Annotated in this window: 14 protein-coding genes, 2 tRNA genes and 1 pseudogene; 5 read left to right on the top strand and 12 right to left on the bottom strand. The window is 76.2% G+C overall.

The annotated features are described in order from the left end of the window. Window positions 1-79: 79 nt before the first annotated feature. The 3 genes from ACWDCZ_RS24715 to ACWDCZ_RS24705 form a co-directional block, all read right to left on the bottom strand. Window positions 80-153, bottom strand: a tRNA-Lys gene (locus tag ACWDCZ_RS24715). 68 nt (window positions 154-221) lie between these two features. After that, window positions 222-767 (bottom strand): bifunctional DNA primase/polymerase, encoded by a 546-nt coding sequence (locus tag ACWDCZ_RS24710; RefSeq protein ID WP_380777990.1) that lies wholly within the window; start codon window positions 765-767, stop codon window positions 222-224. 184 nt (window positions 768-951) lie between these two features. Beyond that, a complete protein-coding gene (locus tag ACWDCZ_RS24705) occupies window positions 952-1305 on the bottom strand; it encodes a hypothetical protein (protein WP_074005111.1) in 354 nt (117 codons plus the stop codon). A 281-nt stretch (window positions 1306-1586) separates the two neighbouring features. Here ACWDCZ_RS24705 and ACWDCZ_RS24700 point away from each other — a divergent pair, with 281 nt between their 5' ends. Beyond that, window positions 1587-1913: a hypothetical protein gene (locus ACWDCZ_RS24700; RefSeq protein WP_449816988.1), complete on the top strand. Its 327-nt coding sequence runs from the start codon at window positions 1587-1589 to the stop codon at window positions 1911-1913. Window positions 1914-1937: 24 nt separating this feature from the next. Here the strand turns inward: ACWDCZ_RS24700 and ACWDCZ_RS24695 are convergent, their stop codons facing one another. Genes ACWDCZ_RS24695 through ACWDCZ_RS24685 form a run of 3 tightly spaced genes read right to left on the bottom strand, consistent with a single transcriptional unit; the run spans window position 1938 to window position 6123 of the window. Further along, entirely contained in the window at window positions 1938-3299 is a 1362-nt protein-coding gene (locus ACWDCZ_RS24695) for an AAA family ATPase (RefSeq protein WP_074005112.1), read from the bottom strand. Then, entirely contained in the window at window positions 3299-4897 is a 1599-nt protein-coding gene (locus tag ACWDCZ_RS24690; protein ID WP_074005113.1) for a hypothetical protein, read from the bottom strand. The genes ACWDCZ_RS24695 and ACWDCZ_RS24690 overlap by 1 nt, the downstream gene beginning before the upstream one ends. Further along, window positions 4894-6123, bottom strand: a complete 1230-nt coding sequence (locus tag ACWDCZ_RS24685; RefSeq protein ID WP_449816987.1) for a hypothetical protein — start codon at window positions 6121-6123, stop codon at window positions 4894-4896. Before ACWDCZ_RS24685 ends, ACWDCZ_RS24690 begins: the two co-directional genes overlap by 4 nt. 253 nt (window positions 6124-6376) lie before the next feature. On the opposite strand from ACWDCZ_RS24685, the gene ACWDCZ_RS24680 reads away from it, so the two are divergent. Then, window positions 6377-7033 carry a histidine phosphatase family protein gene (locus ACWDCZ_RS24680; protein WP_074005115.1) on the top strand — a complete coding sequence of 219 codons (657 nt, stop codon included), beginning with the start codon at window positions 6377-6379 and terminating at the stop codon, window positions 7031-7033. A gap of 55 nt (window positions 7034-7088) precedes the next feature. Here ACWDCZ_RS24680 and ACWDCZ_RS24675 read toward each other — a convergent pair whose 3' ends face one another. After that, the gene (locus ACWDCZ_RS24675) at window positions 7089-8711 is read right to left on the bottom strand and encodes a tetratricopeptide repeat protein (protein ID WP_449816986.1); all 1623 of its coding nucleotides are present in this window, start codon (window positions 8709-8711) and stop codon (window positions 7089-7091) included. Between the two features lie 262 nt (window positions 8712-8973). On the opposite strand from ACWDCZ_RS24675, the gene ACWDCZ_RS24670 reads away from it, so the two are divergent. From ACWDCZ_RS24670 to ACWDCZ_RS24660, 3 genes are all read left to right on the top strand, one after another. Next, the gene (locus tag ACWDCZ_RS24670; RefSeq protein ID WP_310593138.1) at window positions 8974-9489 is read left to right on the top strand and encodes a hypothetical protein; all 516 of its coding nucleotides are present in this window, start codon (window positions 8974-8976) and stop codon (window positions 9487-9489) included. A gap of 105 nt (window positions 9490-9594) precedes the next feature. Beyond that, complete coding sequence (locus tag ACWDCZ_RS24665; protein WP_449816985.1) at window positions 9595-10500, top strand: spermidine synthase; 906 nt, start codon at window positions 9595-9597, stop codon at window positions 10498-10500. Between the two features lie 169 nt (window positions 10501-10669). Continuing rightward, entirely contained in the window at window positions 10670-11128 is a 459-nt protein-coding gene (locus ACWDCZ_RS24660) for a GNAT family N-acetyltransferase (protein ID WP_449816984.1), read from the top strand. Between the two features lie 117 nt (window positions 11129-11245). Here ACWDCZ_RS24660 and ACWDCZ_RS24655 read toward each other — a convergent pair whose 3' ends face one another. The 5 genes and pseudogenes from ACWDCZ_RS24655 to ACWDCZ_RS24635 all read right to left on the bottom strand — a co-directional run. Continuing rightward, window positions 11246-12163 (bottom strand): hypothetical protein, encoded by a 918-nt coding sequence (locus ACWDCZ_RS24655; protein WP_449816983.1) that lies wholly within the window; start codon window positions 12161-12163, stop codon window positions 11246-11248. A gap of 109 nt (window positions 12164-12272) precedes the next feature. Beyond that, window positions 12273-12719: a DUF4442 domain-containing protein gene (locus ACWDCZ_RS24650; protein ID WP_049660764.1), complete on the bottom strand. Its 447-nt coding sequence runs from the start codon at window positions 12717-12719 to the stop codon at window positions 12273-12275. 217 nt (window positions 12720-12936) lie between these two features. Further along, window positions 12937-13012, bottom strand: a tRNA-His gene (locus ACWDCZ_RS24645). Between the two features lie 196 nt (window positions 13013-13208). Continuing rightward, window positions 13209-13811, bottom strand: a complete 603-nt coding sequence (orn, locus tag ACWDCZ_RS24640) for an oligoribonuclease (RefSeq protein ID WP_117487861.1) — start codon at window positions 13809-13811, stop codon at window positions 13209-13211. Between the two features lie 847 nt (window positions 13812-14658). After that, a pseudogene (locus tag ACWDCZ_RS24635) lies at window positions 14659-15664 on the bottom strand (helix-turn-helix domain-containing protein); the annotation flags it as partial. Window positions 15665-16584: the final 920 nt, after the last annotated feature.

Here is a 16584-nt window from a genome sequence, read left to right as displayed (position 1 = left end):
GGACCTCGGCGGCATCAGCGGCGCCGCCCTCGCCGGCGACAAGGCCCTTCGCTCTCGCGAAGGGCCTTCCGACTGTCTGTGCGCCGCCAGGGACTCGAACCCCGGACCCGCTGATTAAGAGTCAGCTGCTCTAACCAACTGAGCTAGCGGCGCCTGCTGACAGAGAAGACTCTAGCAGCGCCGTGCGGCCGAGCCAAAATCGAATAACGGCCGCCCCGCGTTCACCCCCCGGTCACGACGGCCGCCCCGGCGGCAACCGGCGCGCCCGGCTCGCGCGCCGCCCGGACGCAGGCCCACAGCACCACCGCGGCGCCGGGCAGCCGCGGGTCGCGCCGCTCCGGCGCGACGATCCACCGGCCGGCGCCCTGCCCGGGGGAGTCCGGGCTGTTCACCATCCGCTGCAGGGGCGGCACGGTCACCGCGTCGCCCTTGCCGTGGCACAGCAGCGGCGGTACGTCCCGGGCCCACTCCTCCCAGGCCAGCAGCCGGCGCAGCCGGGGCGCCGCGCCCGGCTGGACGAACAGCAGCAGCCGTCCCCGGTGGACGGCCACCGGCCCGCAGCCCGGCCCGGACGCCCACAGCTCGTCCAGCACCCGGCGGCCGAACAGCGCCGGCATGCTGATCACGTCGAAGGCGCGCCCGCAGGGCAGTACCGAGGGCGCCCAGGGGCGGCTCTCCCACAGGGCGCGCATGCTGCGCGGGTACTCGCTGGCGGAAGCGAGCCAGGCCTCCCCGGCCGCGCCGACGCACTCCACCGACGGGTGCATCACCGACGGGTACGACACCGACTGCTGCGTCACCGATTGCTGCGTCCAGATCTCCACGGAGAGCAGCCTGTGCGGCGCACGCCCCCGGTGCGACGGAAAGCGCGGTTCGCCGGACAGCGCGGCGAGGGACGGCGTACCCTTCCCCGCCGCGCATATGCCAGGGGCCAGTGTCGGCCGCGGGCGCTCAGTCCTCGTGCCGGCGCGGCTGGAGCAGGGTGCGGCCGTACTCGATCATCTTCGCGGCGTAGTCCGGGGTCCAGTCCGCCCGCCGGGCGACCTCGGCGTCGGACAGCGCGTCGAACCGGCGCGGGTCGGCGAGCTGCGCGGCGGCGACCGCCTGGAAGTCCGTGGCCCGCTCGGCGGCGGCCCGGAAGGCCAGGGCCAGCTCCGTGGAGCGGCGCAGCAGCTCCGCCGGGTCCTCGATCGACTCCAGGTCGAAGAATCGTTCCGGCTCGGGTTCGGCGGACTGCGGCTCGAACAGCAGCTGCACCGGACGCAGGCGCCTGGTGGGCTCGGACGACTCTGGGGAGTCGGGCATGGACGGACACCTCCGGGTTTCGGGTGGGGGTGGGGGAAATCTGCTCCGGGCTGCGCCGCCCGGTCGTGGCCGCCGTCCATTGTCTCGCGGCGGGGGCCCGTAGCGGAACGGTGCGCACGCGAGCGCTATTCCCCGGCGCACGCCGGGCGCGCGACTCGTGCGCCGCGCTTCCGGATCGCATGCGAACCGGTTGTCCGGGTGCGCCCGGTGCACCCGGTGCGCCCGGGCTGCCCGACGAAGCCGAGGCAGCCGATGAAGCCGACGAACCGGAGAGAACCCCCATGCGTGTGAGAAGAGGCCTGACGGCCCTCGCCCTGTCCGTCCTGTCCCTGCTGGGCGCCCTGCTCACGGTCGCCGCCTCCGTCGCCCCGCCCGCCGCGGCCGCCGAGACGGCGCTGGTGGTCACCGGGGAGCCGAGCGCCCCCGGCGGCGCCTCGACGGCGACCTGCCCGGCCGGCACCCACCTGACCGGCGGCGGCTACCGGCTCCAGCCGGACGCGGACGGTCCGGTGCGCGCCGACGGCCCCACCGCCGACGCGCGCGGCTGGAGCGCGCGGGCGGAGCGGGGGTCGGTGGTGGCCTACGCCGTCTGCGAGACCGAGGACTGACCCCGGCGGCCGGCCGGACGGGCCTCAGCGCAGGTGGACCCGGTGGCGGCTCAGGTGCTCCAGCACCTCGTGGTTGGCCTCCCAGCCGTCCGGAAAGGCGACCGGGACGCCCAGCTGCACCGGCTCGGTCGCGGGGTGCTCGTCCAGCAGCTCGGCGATCCCGGCCCGGGCCACCACGATGCAGGCGTGCCGGTGCCGGGAGGCGAGCACGCAGAGCCGGCCGGTCTCCAGGTGGAAGGCGGTCGCGTCGGGGCGCCCGGAGAGCGGGTGCAGCACCACGGTGACGTCGTACTCGCGGCCCTGCAGGCGGTTGGCGGTGTCCACCGTGACGGCCGGACCGGCCGCGCCGTCCACTGGCACGCCCGCCTTGAGCAGGGCCGCGCGCACGGCCGCCGCCTGGTCCCGGTGGGCGGTGCCGACGGCGACCCGGTCCGCGGTGAGCGGGGCCTCGCCCTGCTCGGAGTGGGCGGTCAGCCCCCGCTCCAGCAGCCGGCGGACGGTGGCCGCGACGGCCGCCACGGCCTGCGGGTCGGTCCGTACGGTGTGCCGGGCGGGCAGTTCCAGCAGGGCCCAGCCGTGCTCGGCGGCCCGGTCGATCACCGCGTCCAGCGCCGAGCCGTCCGGGCGGACGGCGGCCGTCAGCCGGCGGTCGTCCGGGCCGGTGCCGGAGCGGAACGGCGTGTACGGGTAGAAGGCCCGCGAGATCAGCGGCGCGGCGCTGGCGGGCAGCCGCCAGGAGACCGGCAGCCGGTGCGGCTCGATCTCCGGGTTGTGCGCCAGCATGGTGACCACCGCGCTGCCGGACGGGTCGTACGACAGCCCGGCCCACTGCTCGGTGCCGACCACGGTGAACGGGTCCAGCTGGCCCGGGTCGCCGACGAACAGCGCCCGCTCGAACAGCCGGGCCACCGCGAGCAGGGCGTCCGAGCGCATCTGGTACGCCTCGTCGACGATCGCGTGCCGCCAGGGCGCCTCCGTCCGCACCCACTGCCACTTGGCCGAGGTGGAGATCACCACGTCGTGCTCGACCAGGTCGGCGACCTTGTCGGAGGGCGTGACGTTGGCGTGCTTCAGCACCTCCGGGCCGGGCCGGGAGTCCGCGGCGTGCAGCCGGCCGATCGTCAACTCCGGTGCCTTCTCGGCCAGTCGGCCCACCAGGTCGTCCACCTGGCCATTGGTCTGGGCGACGATCATCAGCCGCTCGCCGGCCCCGACCAGCTCGCGGGCGGCCCGCACCACGAGCGTCGACTTCCCGGCGCCGGGCGGGGAGTCCACCACCACGCCGCGCGGGGCGCCGGCCGGCGGACGGACGGTGGCCGCCAGGATCCGGGCCACCGCGGCGTCGGCGGCCGCGCCCGGGGCCTGCTCGGGGATCGAAGTGGTCATCACTCCCACTCCTCGGAGACGGACGGGGCGGGTACGGGCGCGGCGCCGGGCGGGCCGCCGTGGGTCCAGGGGGTGTCGTCCGGCTCGGGCAGCGGCGCGGACTGGCGCACCGTCAGCTCGAACAGGGTGAAGGTGACCGGCTCGCCGGGCTCGGGCAGGCTGCCCGGCTCCGGCTCCTTCCTGCGGCCCATGCCGGAGAGCACCCGCAGGGTGAGGGTGCCCTCGGCGGTGTCCACCGCGACGATCTCGGCCTTCTGCGGGCTCGGGCCGTGCACCCGGTGCACCTCCCGGCCGAGGTCCGCGTGCGGGCGGTCGGCGGTGCGCAGGGTGACCAGCGGGCGCGGCTTGGGGGAGCGGCCGGTGGTGTCCCAGTCCGGCACCACCTCCGTCACCACGCCGCTGAACGCCTCGCCGGACAGCCGGTGCTCGGCCATCGCCAGCGGGTCGTCCAGCGCCTCCTGGACGTCCAGGCGGGCCTGCTCGCGCTCGCGCTGGGCGAGCTTGCGGGCGGCGGTGACGGCGTCGTCCTGCCGGGGCTGCGGCGGCTCGCCGGCCGCCAGCCGGTCCCGGTGGCCGGTGTAGGACCAGCGGTCGCCCGTCCAGCGCTCCGCCAGGTGACCGGCCGGCGGCAGGGCGCGCAGCAGGTCCAGGCCCTGCCAGACGTCCCGCCAGGTGGGCAGCAGGACCGACGCCAGCGCCTCCTCCAGCGCCGTCACCGCCGCCCGCACGGCCGCCCGGGCGCGCGCGGCGGCGGCCTCGTCGCGCTGCTCGGCGCTGTGCTGCAGGGCGCCCACGGCGGAGTCGTAGCGGGTGATCGCCGGGGCCAGCACGAACTCGTCGAAGCGCGGGTCGGTGGCCGGGCCGGCCGGCGGGTGCAGCAGCTGACCCCGGTCGTCCCGGGCGGACTCGGCCAGCTCGGCCGCCTGCGCGCCGGTCAGGCCGTCCGGCGGGCGGTGCCAGGCGAGCCGGGCCGCCAGGTGCTGGTCCTCCAGGTGGCTCTGGCCGGTCGCCCAGTGCCGGGCCAGCAGGCCGGTCATCGGCAGCAGCAGCGAGGAGCCGGGCACCTGGGCGCGGTCGGTGAGGTGGGTCAGCCAGCGGCCGAGCAGCGGCACCCGGACCGGCGCCGGGTACGGGCCCGGCTCCTCGTCCTCGGCGGTGCGGCGGAAGCGGGTCGAGCGGCCGATCAGGGCGAGGTGGTGCACGCCCGCGCCGTTCGGCACCACCAGCTGCGGGGCGTCCGCGCACAGCTCGCGGAACACCTGGGTCTTCTCGCCGGTCTCCGGGTCCTTCTCGGAGCCCTCGATCTGCTCGACGTCCTCGGCGAAGGACTCCAGGTAGGGCAGCAGGTCGGCGGCCAGCTCGGCCAGGAAGTCGAACCGCAGGGTGCGGTTGAGCGGCTGCGGTACCAGGTGCAGCCGGGGCGCGTCCCGGTCGGTGCCGAGCATCACCGCGAGCGGCGCGCCGGACTCGCCGGCGGCCGTCAGCGGGACCAGCACCATCGGGCGGTCCGACAGGTGCCGGTGCCGGACGGTGGCCAGCGGCTCGGCCCGGCCGCTGCGGACGGCCTCCAGCCGGGCGAGGGTGGTGAGCAGACTCATGCGCGAGCCCCTTGGGTTTCCGCCCCCACGGCGCCGGCGCCCAGGGCTTCGGCGCGCAGGGCGGCCGCGTAGGCCAGGCGCTCGGCGGCGTCGTCCGCGCCGTCCAGGTCCTCGCTCTTGGTGCCGGCGGCGGCCAGCGCCTCGGCGACCGTACGGATGCTGCCCAGCTCACCGCGCACGCCCCGGCCGAGCTGCTCGACCCGGTCGTCGCAGCGGGCCCGGGCGCGGCAGTGGAAGCCGAGTTCGCAGGTGGAGAGGCAGTCCGGGCTGTACGCGGCGGGCACCGCCTCGACCGAGGCGGCCAGCTGTTCGGTGGTCCGGGCCGGCGCGCCGTCCTCGTCGGCGGCCAGGTCGAAGTCGGCGTCCGGCGGCAGCGCCGCCAGCAGCCGGCCGATGCCGGTCATCCGGCCCAGCTGGCGGCGGGTGGTGGCCAGTTCGCGGCGGACGTCCACGGCGACCGCGGTCGGCCGGTTGCCGAAGTCCTTGGGGCAGACCAGCAGCACGCTGGTGCGCGGGCTGCCCGGCAGCCGCTGCTCGGTGTACGGGTCCTCGGCGAGCGGCTGCCCGGCCGCCGCGGCGGCGAGCCGCTGGAGCGCCAGCACGTACACGGCGGCCTGCCGGGCGGCGGCGCCCACCTTGGCCGGGTCCGCGCCGCCGTCCAGCACCGGGAAGGACTTGATCTCGACCACGGTGCACCGCCCGCCGTGCACCACCAGCGCGTCCGGCTCCAGGTAGGCGGTGCTGCCGGCCACCCCCAGGCGCAGCATCGGGTGGTCCAGCAGCGTCCAGGCCTCCGGGTCGGCGGCGGCCAGGGCCAGCGCCTCGGCCGTCCGGTCGGCGCGCACGGCCGGGCCCGAGCGGTGCAGCAGGTCCGGCACTAGGAGCGGGGCGTGGCCGTCCACCGGGAGGCCCAGGTGGTGGCGGAGCGGCTCCAGCAGCGGGGCGTAGCCGTCGGCCTTCAGCCGGGACTCGAAGATCACGCCGCGGGCGATGGCGAAGGGGGACTGCCCGAAGGGGGCCGGGCGGCCGAGCCGGGCCGCCAGCACCGACTTGTCCACCCCGGCCGCGTCGAGCACGGCGCGGCGGTGGCAGCCCGGGTTGGCGGCCAGCGCGGCGAGGGAGCGGGCGTTCAGACTGCGCTGCGGGGCCGGTCCGCGCAGCTCCGCGAGCCGCTGGGCGAGCGGCTCAGCGGGCCCGCGCGGCGGGACGTTCGTCGAGACGTTCATGGTGCGGCCCAGTGTCGCATCCGGGTCCGACAACGCGGTGCGGACCGGCCGTTGGAGAGGCGGTCCGCGGCCGGAACCGGACGTCCGCCGCCCCCGGGCCGCGGCCGGAACCGGACACCTGCCGCCCCCGGTCCCGCGGCCGCCGGGACGGGCCCCTCGATCGTGGTCGCCGCCCGGGTGGGGGATCATGGAGCCCGGTGCTCAATGGTGAGACCGACCGACCGTTGCCACCGCCCCGTCGCTAGGAGTCCCCATGCCCGCCCGCATCGTGCTGGTCCGCCACGGCGAGACCGAGTGGTCCGCCACCGGCCGCCACACCGGCCGCACCGACATCCCGCTGACCGAGGAGGGCCGGGCGATGGCCCGGGCCCTCGGCGCCCGCCTCGCCAAGGCCCCCTGGAACGGGCTGCCGGACGCGCTCGTCTACACCAGCCCGCTCGGCCGGGCCAAGGAGACCTGCGAGCTGGCCGGCTTCGGCGACCGCGCGGTGGAGCGTCCGGAGCTGATGGAGTGGGACTACGGCCGCTACGAGGGCCGCACCGGCGCGGACATCCGCTCCAGCGACCAGCCCGGCTGGCTGATCTGGCGCGACGGGGTGCCCGGCGGCGAGAAGCTCTCCGAGGTGGCCGCCCGGGTGGACGCCTTCCTGGCCGGCCTCAACGAGGAGCACGGCGTCCCCGCCCCGGACACCACCGTGATGCACTGCGCCGACCGGGACGTGATCCTGTTCGCCCACGGCCACCTGCTGCGCATCCTCACCGCCCGCTGGCTGGGCCTGCCGCCCGAGTACGCCCAGCGGTTCAAGCTCGGTACGGCCGCGCTGTGCGTGCTGTCCTGGGAGTACGGCGCCCCGGCGGTGGAGGTCTGGAACGACCTGTCCCACCTGGAGGGCCTGGCCGCCGGGCACTGAGCCGGCTGTGCCGGGCGGCTTCGGGGCCCGTCGAGGCTAGGCCGGGCGGCGGGGCTCAGGCGGCCGCCGCCCGGTCGTAGTCGGTCAGGAACCGGCGCACCTCGGGCACCGCGACGTGCGGGCGCAGCCGTCCGGCGGTGTCCGCGAGCATGCTCCGGATCCGGGCCGAGCGGACGGCGCCGAACAGCGCGACGGCGGCCGAGCCGTGGTGCGCCGCCCCCGCCAGGTCCCCGCGGCCGAGCCGGTCGTGGGCCAGCTCGGCGGTGTACAGCACCCGGTTGCGGACGAAGTGCGGCTTCTGGAGCGCTATCGCCAGCCCGGCCTGCTCGCTCGCGCGGTCCCAGTCGCCGAGCGCCGACCAGCACTGCGACTGGAGGCCGGCGATCTCGGCCTCGCCGAAGAAGGACATCCACTCCGGGTCCCGCCCGCCGGGGCCCCGGTCGAACAGGGCGTACGCCCGGCCGAGCGCGCGCTCGCAGGAGACGCGGTCCTGGAGCAGCGCCCAGGCGCCGGCCTCGCGCATGGCCAGCAGGGCGAGCAGCCGCTCGGAGCCCAGGCCCCGGGCGGCGACCTGCCCGGCCTGGGCGGCGCGCAGCGCCTCGCGCGGGCGGCCGGCGTCCCTGGCCAGGAAGGCGCTGTTGCAGAAGACGTGCGCCTCCAGGGCGGAGTCCCCGGCCATCCGGGCGGTGGCGAGCGCCTCGGAGTAGAACGAGCGGGCGTCCGCGAGCCGGTTCGAGTCGTGGGCCAACCAGCCGACGGAGATGGCGAGTTCGCCCGCCCCGGTCTGCAGCCGGCGTTCCGTCTCCGGGCTGTACTCGCACTCGTTGAGCAGTACGTACGCGTTGCGCAGCGACCGCCCGGCGAGCTCGTACAGGGCGTCGGCGCCGTGCGCGTCGTCGGCCAGCCGGATCTCCCGGACGGCCTGTTCCACGCCGAGCACCTCGGCGGCGCCGACCCGGCGCAGCGGCCCCACCGGCCCGGGCCGGCCGGGCACCATCGGTTCGCCGCCGAGCAGCGACGGCGCGGTGAACTCCGCACCGGGGAAGGCGCCTTGGCCGGCGAGCGCACCGGGGGCGCCGTCGGCGCCGGCCTGCCGGCCGGCCGCCGAGGCCGGTCGGTCGATGCCGATCACGGAGGCCAGCGCGGTGGTGCCGCCGGCCAGGAACGTACGGCGACGCACGTCGTCGTTCTCCTCGTCGAGATTGGGCGATCCATCGGGCCCCCTGGGCACCGTCCCGCGGCTCGGCCACGGGGGCCCGTCCGGTGCGGCTGGATCCGTGTACGGCGAGGCAGCGTACGGGAGTTGAGTGGAGAGAGGTGAGCGCGGGGCGGGCGGGGGCGGGAACGTCGGGTGGAGCGGAGGGGGTTCGCTCCACCCGACGGACCGGTCCGCCGGGCGGCGGCGGACGGAGGTCCGGGGGGCGAAGCCGAGGTCGGTGAGCGCGCGGTCCGGCCACATGTGCCGGAACACCCGCTCGTAGGCGTAGTTGGGGCAGCGGATCTCACCGGACTCGACCCGCCCGACGTACCGGGCGTCGCAGGACACGTGCTCGCCGATCTCGCGGGCGGCCCTGCGGACGGCCGTGGCGAACTCGCCGGGAGAGCGGTCGCCGCGCAGTGCGCGCATCACGGCGTTGGGGGACGGACGGTTCGGCTCGGCCGGTGGGGTGGCTGCCATGGCGCCGAGAGTACTCGGAGTCACCGAGCAGACACATTCGGTTGGCGGGACATCTCGTGTCAACCCCGGGTAAAAAGGGCGATGTTGCGGGGTATCCGCCATGAAATGCCATGCCTTGCTGTAATGCGCCCCGTGGCCTGCGCCACGACCCCCGCGTTGTCCTGGTACGAGGAAGAAGCCCACGCCGTCGCCCGGCCCGTCCCAGCCGGGTGGCCCCTCCCAACGGCTGTGCTTCCGGACCCGACGAGGTACAGGAGAGCCCATGATGGCCACCGGACTGCCGCAGTACCGACCCGTCCCCGGGGGAGTGCTCGCCGGCGCGGCCCCCGCCCTGCTCCCCGAACCCGCCGACGACCGGCTCTCCGGCCGGGGACCGGTCGAAGGCGGCCGCCTCCCCCGCGGCGGCCACCGGCGCGAGCGCACCGTCCCCGAGGAGGGAGCCGTCGTCAGCGCCTGCGACACCGTGACCGTCGCCCTGCGGCACGGCCTGGAGGCCGTCGACATCCTGAGACTGCGCCGCGCCTGCGGAGTCGTCCTGCAGAGCCGCAACGGCAGCACCGTCTCCTTCCTCGTCCCGGCCGGCACCTGGGAGACCTGGCACCTGCCCGGCAGCTCCTGTACCGCGGGCGCCCTGCTGCCCGCCGCCACCGACCCGCGCTGGGTGATCCCGCCCTCCGGCACCGGCCGCACCGCCCGCCCCACCGACGCCTGGGTCCTCCGATCCGCCCTCTGCGAGGCCGCCTGCACACTCACCGCGGGCGGCCTCGGCCCGTTCTAGCGGGCGTGCCGCGCGGACCCCGCCGGGCCAGTCGACCTCCGGCCGGGCCCCCGTGGCACGCCCCTGACCAGCGGACGTCCCCCGGCGGCGGCGATAATGGCCGCCATGGGACGAAGCAGCAGAGCCGCACGCGGACCGGAACCCGAGGCCACCACCGGACCGGGCGGACGCAGCCACGCCCAGGGCCCGCTCAGCCGCCCCGTCGGCTCCGGCCTCGCCGAGCTGCGCCCCGACCGCGACCGCCCCGCCGCCTGGTCGCTGCTGATCGACGGCGCCCCGCAGTCCCTCGTCGACCTCGCCGACCCCACCCGCCTCGGCTTCGAGTACCAGCGCCGGCTCGGCCACCTGATCGACCTGGTCGCCCCGCCCGGCCGCCCGCTCACCGTCCTGCACCTCGGCGGCGGCGCCCTCACCCTCGCCCGCTACACCGCCGCGACCCGGCCGCGCTCCCGCCAGCAGGTCGCCGAGATCGACACCGCGCTCACCGAACTCGTCCGCGCCGAACTCCCCCTGGAACGCGGCTGGCAGATCAAGGTGCGCGGCGCGGACGCCCGCGGCGTGCTGGAACGCACCCCCGAGGACAGCGTCGACCTGGTGATCACCGACGTCTTCTCCGGGGCCCGCACCCCGGCCCACTGCACCACCGTCGAGTTCACCACCCTCGCCGCCCGCGCTCTCGCCCCCGGCGGCTGGTACGCCGCCAACATCGCCGACGGCGGCGCCCTGCCCTTCGCCCGCTCCCAGGTCGCCACCCTCGCCGCGGTCTTCCCCGAGCTCTGCCTGATCGCCGACCCCGCCGTGCTGCGCGGCAAGCGCTTCGGCAACCTCGTCCTCGCCGCCGCCCACACCCCGCTGCCGATCGCCGAACTCACCCGCCGTGCCGCCTCCGACTCCGCCCACGCCCGGGTCGAACACGGCCGCGCCCTCACCGACTTCGCGGCCGGCGCCGTCCCGGCGACGGACGCCACGGCGGCCCCGTCCCCGGAACCGCCGCCGGGGGTGTTCCGCTGACGGGCCGCTCGTCGCGGTAGGGGGTTCGGCGGTCCTGCGGGTGCTTCTCCGCACCGCTTCTCCGCACCGCTTCTCCGCACCCGCTCCGCCGGCCGTAAAACCGTTTGCCGACGACCGAGTCGCGGTCGACAATGGCGCTGCCGTCCGGCCAGCGACCCGAGGGGGCGTCATGGAGATCAGACCGGCCCGGCCGGAGGAGGCCGCGCTGCTCACCGGCATCGCGCTGCGGTCCAAGGCGTACTGGGGCTACGACGAGGCGTTCATGGCCGACTGTCGGGCGGAGCTGACGGTGGACGCCGGTGTGATCGAGCGGTCGGCCACGGCGGTGGCCGAGGACGACGGGCGGGTCCTGGGCTTCGTCTCGCTCTCCGGGGCGCCGCCGACCGGGTCGCTGGACCTGCTCTTCATCGAGCCCGAGTCGATCGGCCGTGGCGTCGGCCGCGCGCTGTTCGAACGGGCGAGGGGCCTGGCCGTGGCACTCGGCCTGTCTCGGCTCACCATCGAATCCGACCCGAACGCCGAGCCGTTCTACCTCGCGATGGGCGCCATCCGGATCGGCGCCGTCCCGTCCGGTTCGATCCCGGGGCGCGAACTCCCGCTGCTGGCCGTGGACCTGGCCACGCCTTAGGTGGGGCGGAGCGCTGCCGCCCGGCCCTGGGCCCGGTGGCCGGAGGTGTCCCGCCGCCTTCTCGCGGCTGCGCAGCGTCCCCATGCCTACAGGGTGGTCCGCTACGGCCGGGGCCGCTCAGTGGCCGCGTGGCAGTCCGCGGTGCTTGCACATGGCCGCTCCGGTGAGCAGGAGTCCGGCGGCGATGGGGACGAGGACGGCGGTCGCGGTGGCGGAGCCGTCTCCGGAGCCGGCCGCCGTGGCGGTGTCGGCGATGGCCGTCGTCTCGGGCGTGCTGTCGTGATCCGGGGCGGAGGTGGAGTCCGCCGTGCTGCCGGCTTCGGCGGTGGGTCCGCCCTCGTCGACGGCGGTGGTCGCCTCCTGGAGCAGGGGTTCCGTCGCGGCCTCGCGCTGCCGGGGGACGGTGGAGAGGGCGCCGCCGCGGTGCCGGGTGGCGGAGGGCGGGTCGGCGGGTTCGCCCTCGCGGGAGGCGCGGGGGCCGTCGGGCCGGGCCTGGGCGGGGACGGTGCCGAGCAGGCCGGAGGCGAGCGCGAAGGCGTCGGGGACGGCCGCCCGCTGGCCGGGCAGGGGCAGGCCGCCGGCCCGGATGCGTTCCTGGAGGGTGCCGCCGACGGCTCCGGCGACGCCGGTGATCCCCTCGGCGGGGCCGTTGCCGGTCGGCTCCCCGGCGGGCCCGGGGGAGCGGCCCGGCGGCCCGGACCCGACGGGACGTTCGGCTGACTGCCCGTCGAGGGCGGGTCCGTCGAGCACCGGCCTGTCGAGCACCGGCCGGTCGAGTGCCGGCCGGTCGAGTGCCGGTGCGGCCTGCAGCGCGCGGCGGACGGTGGGCCGGGCCGGGGCCGGTACCGGGTCGGCGGTGGCCGCGTACGCCCCGGGGGCGCCGAACCCCCAGAGCTGTGCGAGCAGGGCCCCGGCGGCCGCGAGGACCCGGGGGCGGGGCAGCCGCCGGGCGATCCCGCGGCGGGCGCCGGCGACGCCGCGCGGGGCGCCGCGGGGGACGGGTTCCTGGGGCTTGGTCGCGTGATTGGCTCGCACGTGAATCGAGAACGAGCGGCCGGGCGGTGAGGTCACGCCCGCCGTCACGGACAGTCATCGTACGGGTGGCCCCGGGCCTGTTCTCCCGGGGCCACCGACCGGGGGGCGGTCAGGAGTTGGGGCGCAGGGTCCAGGTGACCGTCATCACGCCGGTGACGGCTCCGTCGGCGCGGGTGATCTCGACGGTGACCGGGAACTCGGGGCGGCCGCCAGCGTCCAGCTCGGCGACGACCTCGGCGGCCGGGCGGCCGAGCAGCGCGGTGGCGGTGACCTCGCCCATGGCCAGCTTCTTGTACGCGATCTCGGCGTTCACGGCGAGCGGCACGGCCCGGGACAGCTGGTCGCCGAAGGCGGCGAGCACGATGCAGCCGCTGGCGGACTCGGCCAGCGTGAACATCGCGCCGGCGTGCGGGCCGCCGACGTGGTTGTGGTACGCGGGCTGGTCCGGGAGGCGGAGCACGGCGCGCTCCGGGGTGGTCTCCAGGTACTCCAGCTTGAGGGTGTGCGCCATCGGCACGGTGGAGTCGAGCATCTGGCCGATCGTGGGAGTGGTCATGGCGACGATGTTACTAGTCGGTAGCTTCTGGGGGCAGGGGTCGCCGCAAAGCCGATCCGGCGGGCGCGTGTGAGGGAGCGCACACGCGGACGAGGGGGCGCGTGCGCAGCTGAGGCCGTGTCCGGCTGAGGTGGTGTTCGACCGAGGCCGTGTTTGACCGAGGGAGGCGAAAACGCCTGAGGGGCCGATCTCTTGAAGAGATCGGCCCCTCAGGCTCTGGGGTGAGTGACGGGACTCGAACCCGCGGCCACCTGGACCACAACCAGGTGCTCTACCAACTGAGCTACACCCACCATCTGTCCGGCCCGTTCCCGCTCTCGCGTTCCCGTTCCGACAGGAAGAACTCTACAGGATCCGAGAGGGTGCTCGCGCCAGGGTTTCGCTCCGGCGAACGCGGGCACCTTCCCGGTCCCTCCGACAGGGGTCCGCCGGGCGGTTCCGGGCGGTTCCGGGCGGTTCCGGGGCGGCCCGCCCGGGGCGGGCCCGGGCTCAGCTCCCCGGGGCCTGGTACTTCCCGGCGATCGCCCGCGCGGTGTCGGCGTCCGGGCCGGGCTGCGGGACGAACACCGCCTCGCGGTAGTACCGCAGTTCGTCGATGCTCTCCCGGATGTCGGCGAGCGCCCGGTGGTTGCCGCCCTTCTGCGGGCTGTTGTAGTACGCCTTCGGGTACCAGCGGCGGGCCAGCTCCTTGATCGAGGAGACGTCCACGATCCGGTAGTGCAGGTGCTTCTCCAGGGCCGGCATGTCCCGGGCCAGGAAGCCGCGGTCGGTGGCCACCGAGTTGCCGCACAGCGGGGTCTTCCCGGCCTCCGGCACGTGCTCGCGCACGTAGGCGAGCACCCGCTCCTCGGCCTCGGCCAGGGTCACGCCCTGCTCCAGCTCCTCCAGCAGCCCGGAGGCGGTGTGCATCTCGCGCACCACCTCGGGCATGTTCGCCAGCGCCTCGGCCGGCGGCCGGATGATGACGTCCACGCCCTCGCCGAGGATGTTCAGCTCGGAGTCCGTCACCAGCACCGCGACCTCGACCAGGGCGTCCTGGTCGAGGTCGAGGCCGGTCATCTCACAGTCGATCCATACCAAACGGTCATTCACACAACTCACCCTACGGCGCGATCACGCGCCGCGGGGACCGGTGGAGCCGAGCGGGGTGCCTCGGCCTGGTGCTCCTCCGGTCCGTCGTGCGTGCCGTGGCCGTCCGGGTGCTCGCCCTCCCGGCCGGTCAGGACCGTGTGGCCGTCCCGTCCGGTCCGGACCTCGCGCGCCGCCCGGGCGCCCTCGGGCGCGGGCCGGCCGGCCTGGCCGCGGACCTGCGGAGCCCGGGCCTGGCGGCCGCGGAGCTCGCCCGGGCCGGAGCCCGGCTGCCCGGCGGGGGCCGGCATCCGTCCGGTGGCCGCGCCGTGGCCGCGCCCGGCCGAACCGGGGTCGTCCGCGGGCCGCTCGGCCGCGCTCCGGTGCCCCTGGCCCTGACCGCGCACCCCCGGCTGAGGGAGGCCGTCCTCCGCCGCCGCGTGCTCGGCGGTGCGCGGCGGACGACCGGTCCCCGACCCGGCCTGCGGCGGAACCACCGGCGGCCGCAGCGGACCGCGCCCAGCCGCACCCTGCTGCCCGGGGTGCGACTGCTGCGAGGCCTGCTGGTGCGGGTACGGCTGACCGCCGCGGGCGTGGAAGGCCTGGCCGGTCGGCGTCCCGACCTGGCCCGGACCGAACCCGCCGGGCTGGCCGTGGCCGCCCGGCTGCCCGTGCTGACCGTGCGGCACCGGCTGCCCGTGCGAACCGACCGGGAGCGGCGCGCCCGGACCGGCCGGGAACGGCTGCCCCGACGGCATGCCGTGGGCCCCGCCGAACAGCGGACCGCCCGCCGGGACGACCGCGCCCGCCGGGTGCGGGATCGCTCCGGACAGCCGCAGGTCGCCGAGCGCACCGGCCGGCGCGGTCGGCTGCTGACCGGGACGGCGGGCCCGGTAGCTGGTCCGGTACGCGGCCGGGGAGACCCCGAGCTGGCGGCGGAAGTGCCCGCGCAGCGCCACCGGCGAACGGAACCCGCACCGGCGCGCGACGTCGTCCACCGACAGTTCCGAGGTCTCCAGCAGCCGCTGCGCCTGGAGCACCCGCTGGGTGATCAGCCACTGCAACGGCGCGCTGCCGGTGAGCGTGCGGAACCGCCGGTCGAAGGTGCGCCGGCTCATGTACGCGCGAGCCGCCAGCACCTCGACGTCGAACTGCTGGTTGAGGTTCTCCAGCGCCCAGGTGACCACCTCGGCCAGCGGGTCGTTGCCGATCTCTTCAGGTAAAGACTGATCGATGTACTGGGCCTGTCCTCCGCCGCCGCGGCGGCTCGGCACCACCAGGCGGCGGGCCAGCGCATTGGCCGCCTCGGCGCCGTGGTCGCTGCGCACCACGTGCAGGCACAGGTCGATGCCGGCGGCGGTACCGGCCGAGGTGAGCACGTCGCCGTCGTCGACGAACAGCTCGCGCGGGTCGACGTGGACCCGCGGATAGCGCTTGGCCAGCGTCGGCGCGTACATCCAGTGGGTGGTCGCCGGGCGGCCGTCGAGCAGGCCGGCGGCGGCCAGTACGAAGGCGCCGGTGCAGAGCCCGATGATCCGGGCGCCCTCGTGGTGGGCCTTGCGCAGGGCGGTGATCGCCTCGACCGGCGGGGGCTGGGAGATCGAGCGCCAGGCCGGTACGACGATCGTGCCGGCCCGGGCGAGCGCCTCCAGGCCGTACGGCGCGGAGAGGGTCAGTCCGCCGGTGGTGGCCAGCGGGCCCTCCTCGCCGGCGCAGACCAGCAGGCGGTAGCGGGGCACCCCGGCGTCCTGGCGGTCCACGCCGAAGACGGAGAGCGGGATGGAGCTCTCGAAGATCGGGGCGCCGCCGAAGATCAGCACCGCGACGGTCTCCCGGCGGCGCCGGCCGGACAGCTTGCGCGGGGCGGAGGCCGTCACCGGGGTCGGGGAGCCGTTCGCGCCGGGCCCGCCGTGGCCCAGCGGGCCGTGGCCGGAGCCGAGCGCGAGGCCGCCGAGCGGACCGCCGCCCGGCCCGGCGGCGACGGTGCCGCCGCCGTTCGGGCCCGGGGCGCCGCCGCCGTAGCCGGGGTGGCCGGAATGACCGGGGTGACCGAGCTGGCCGCCGTAGCCCGGGTGGCCGGAATGACCGGGGTGGGCGGGATGTCCCGGGTGGCTGGAATGGCCCGAGTGCTCGCCGCCGTAGGTCTGGCCGGGACTGACGGGTCCTCGGCTGACGGGTTGTCCGCCGAAGGACTGTCCGCCGAAGGCCGGCTGGCCCCCGTAGGCGGGCTGTCCTCCGTAGGATGCCGCCGCGCCGTGGTCCGCCGTGGCCGGCGCCGCGCCGGGGCCGATGCCGGTGCCCGCCCCGGGGGAAGGCACCGCGGAGTACGAGGAGTGCGAGGCGGCGCCCGGGGTGCCGGAGGTGCGGGTGGTGGCGATCGCGGCGGTGCCAGTGCTTCTCGCGGACCGACCCGAGCTGCCGGCCGCCGCCTGGCCGCTGTCAGGACCCGCGTCGCTCCTGCTCACCCTGCTCAAGGCGCTCAAGCCCCCTCGGTGGTGTGGTGTGGGTGGTGCGGCACTGCTGGCCAAGATCGAAATCTATCGGGTGGACCATTGCCGTTGTGACAAGTTCACCATCCGACGCTATGTCGACATGGCAATTTGGCGTGATGCATTCGATCACGAAGCGTGGCACCCGTCGACCTTTCTGGGAAGAGGGCCAGGGCAACGGTGGCTGGTTGTCGCGGAACGGTTCCTGGGGCGTCCGGCTCCGGTGCGCCCGGCCGGCTGGTCTGGGCTGCGGATTTGCCCAAGCGGGAGGGATCGACGCGAAATTGACCGAAAATCGGCGGTGCACG

The organism is Kitasatospora sp. NPDC001225, assembly GCF_053597855.1.
The sequence above is the reverse complement of the archived record's forward strand: the minus strand, read 5'-3'. Positions and strand labels throughout refer to the sequence as shown.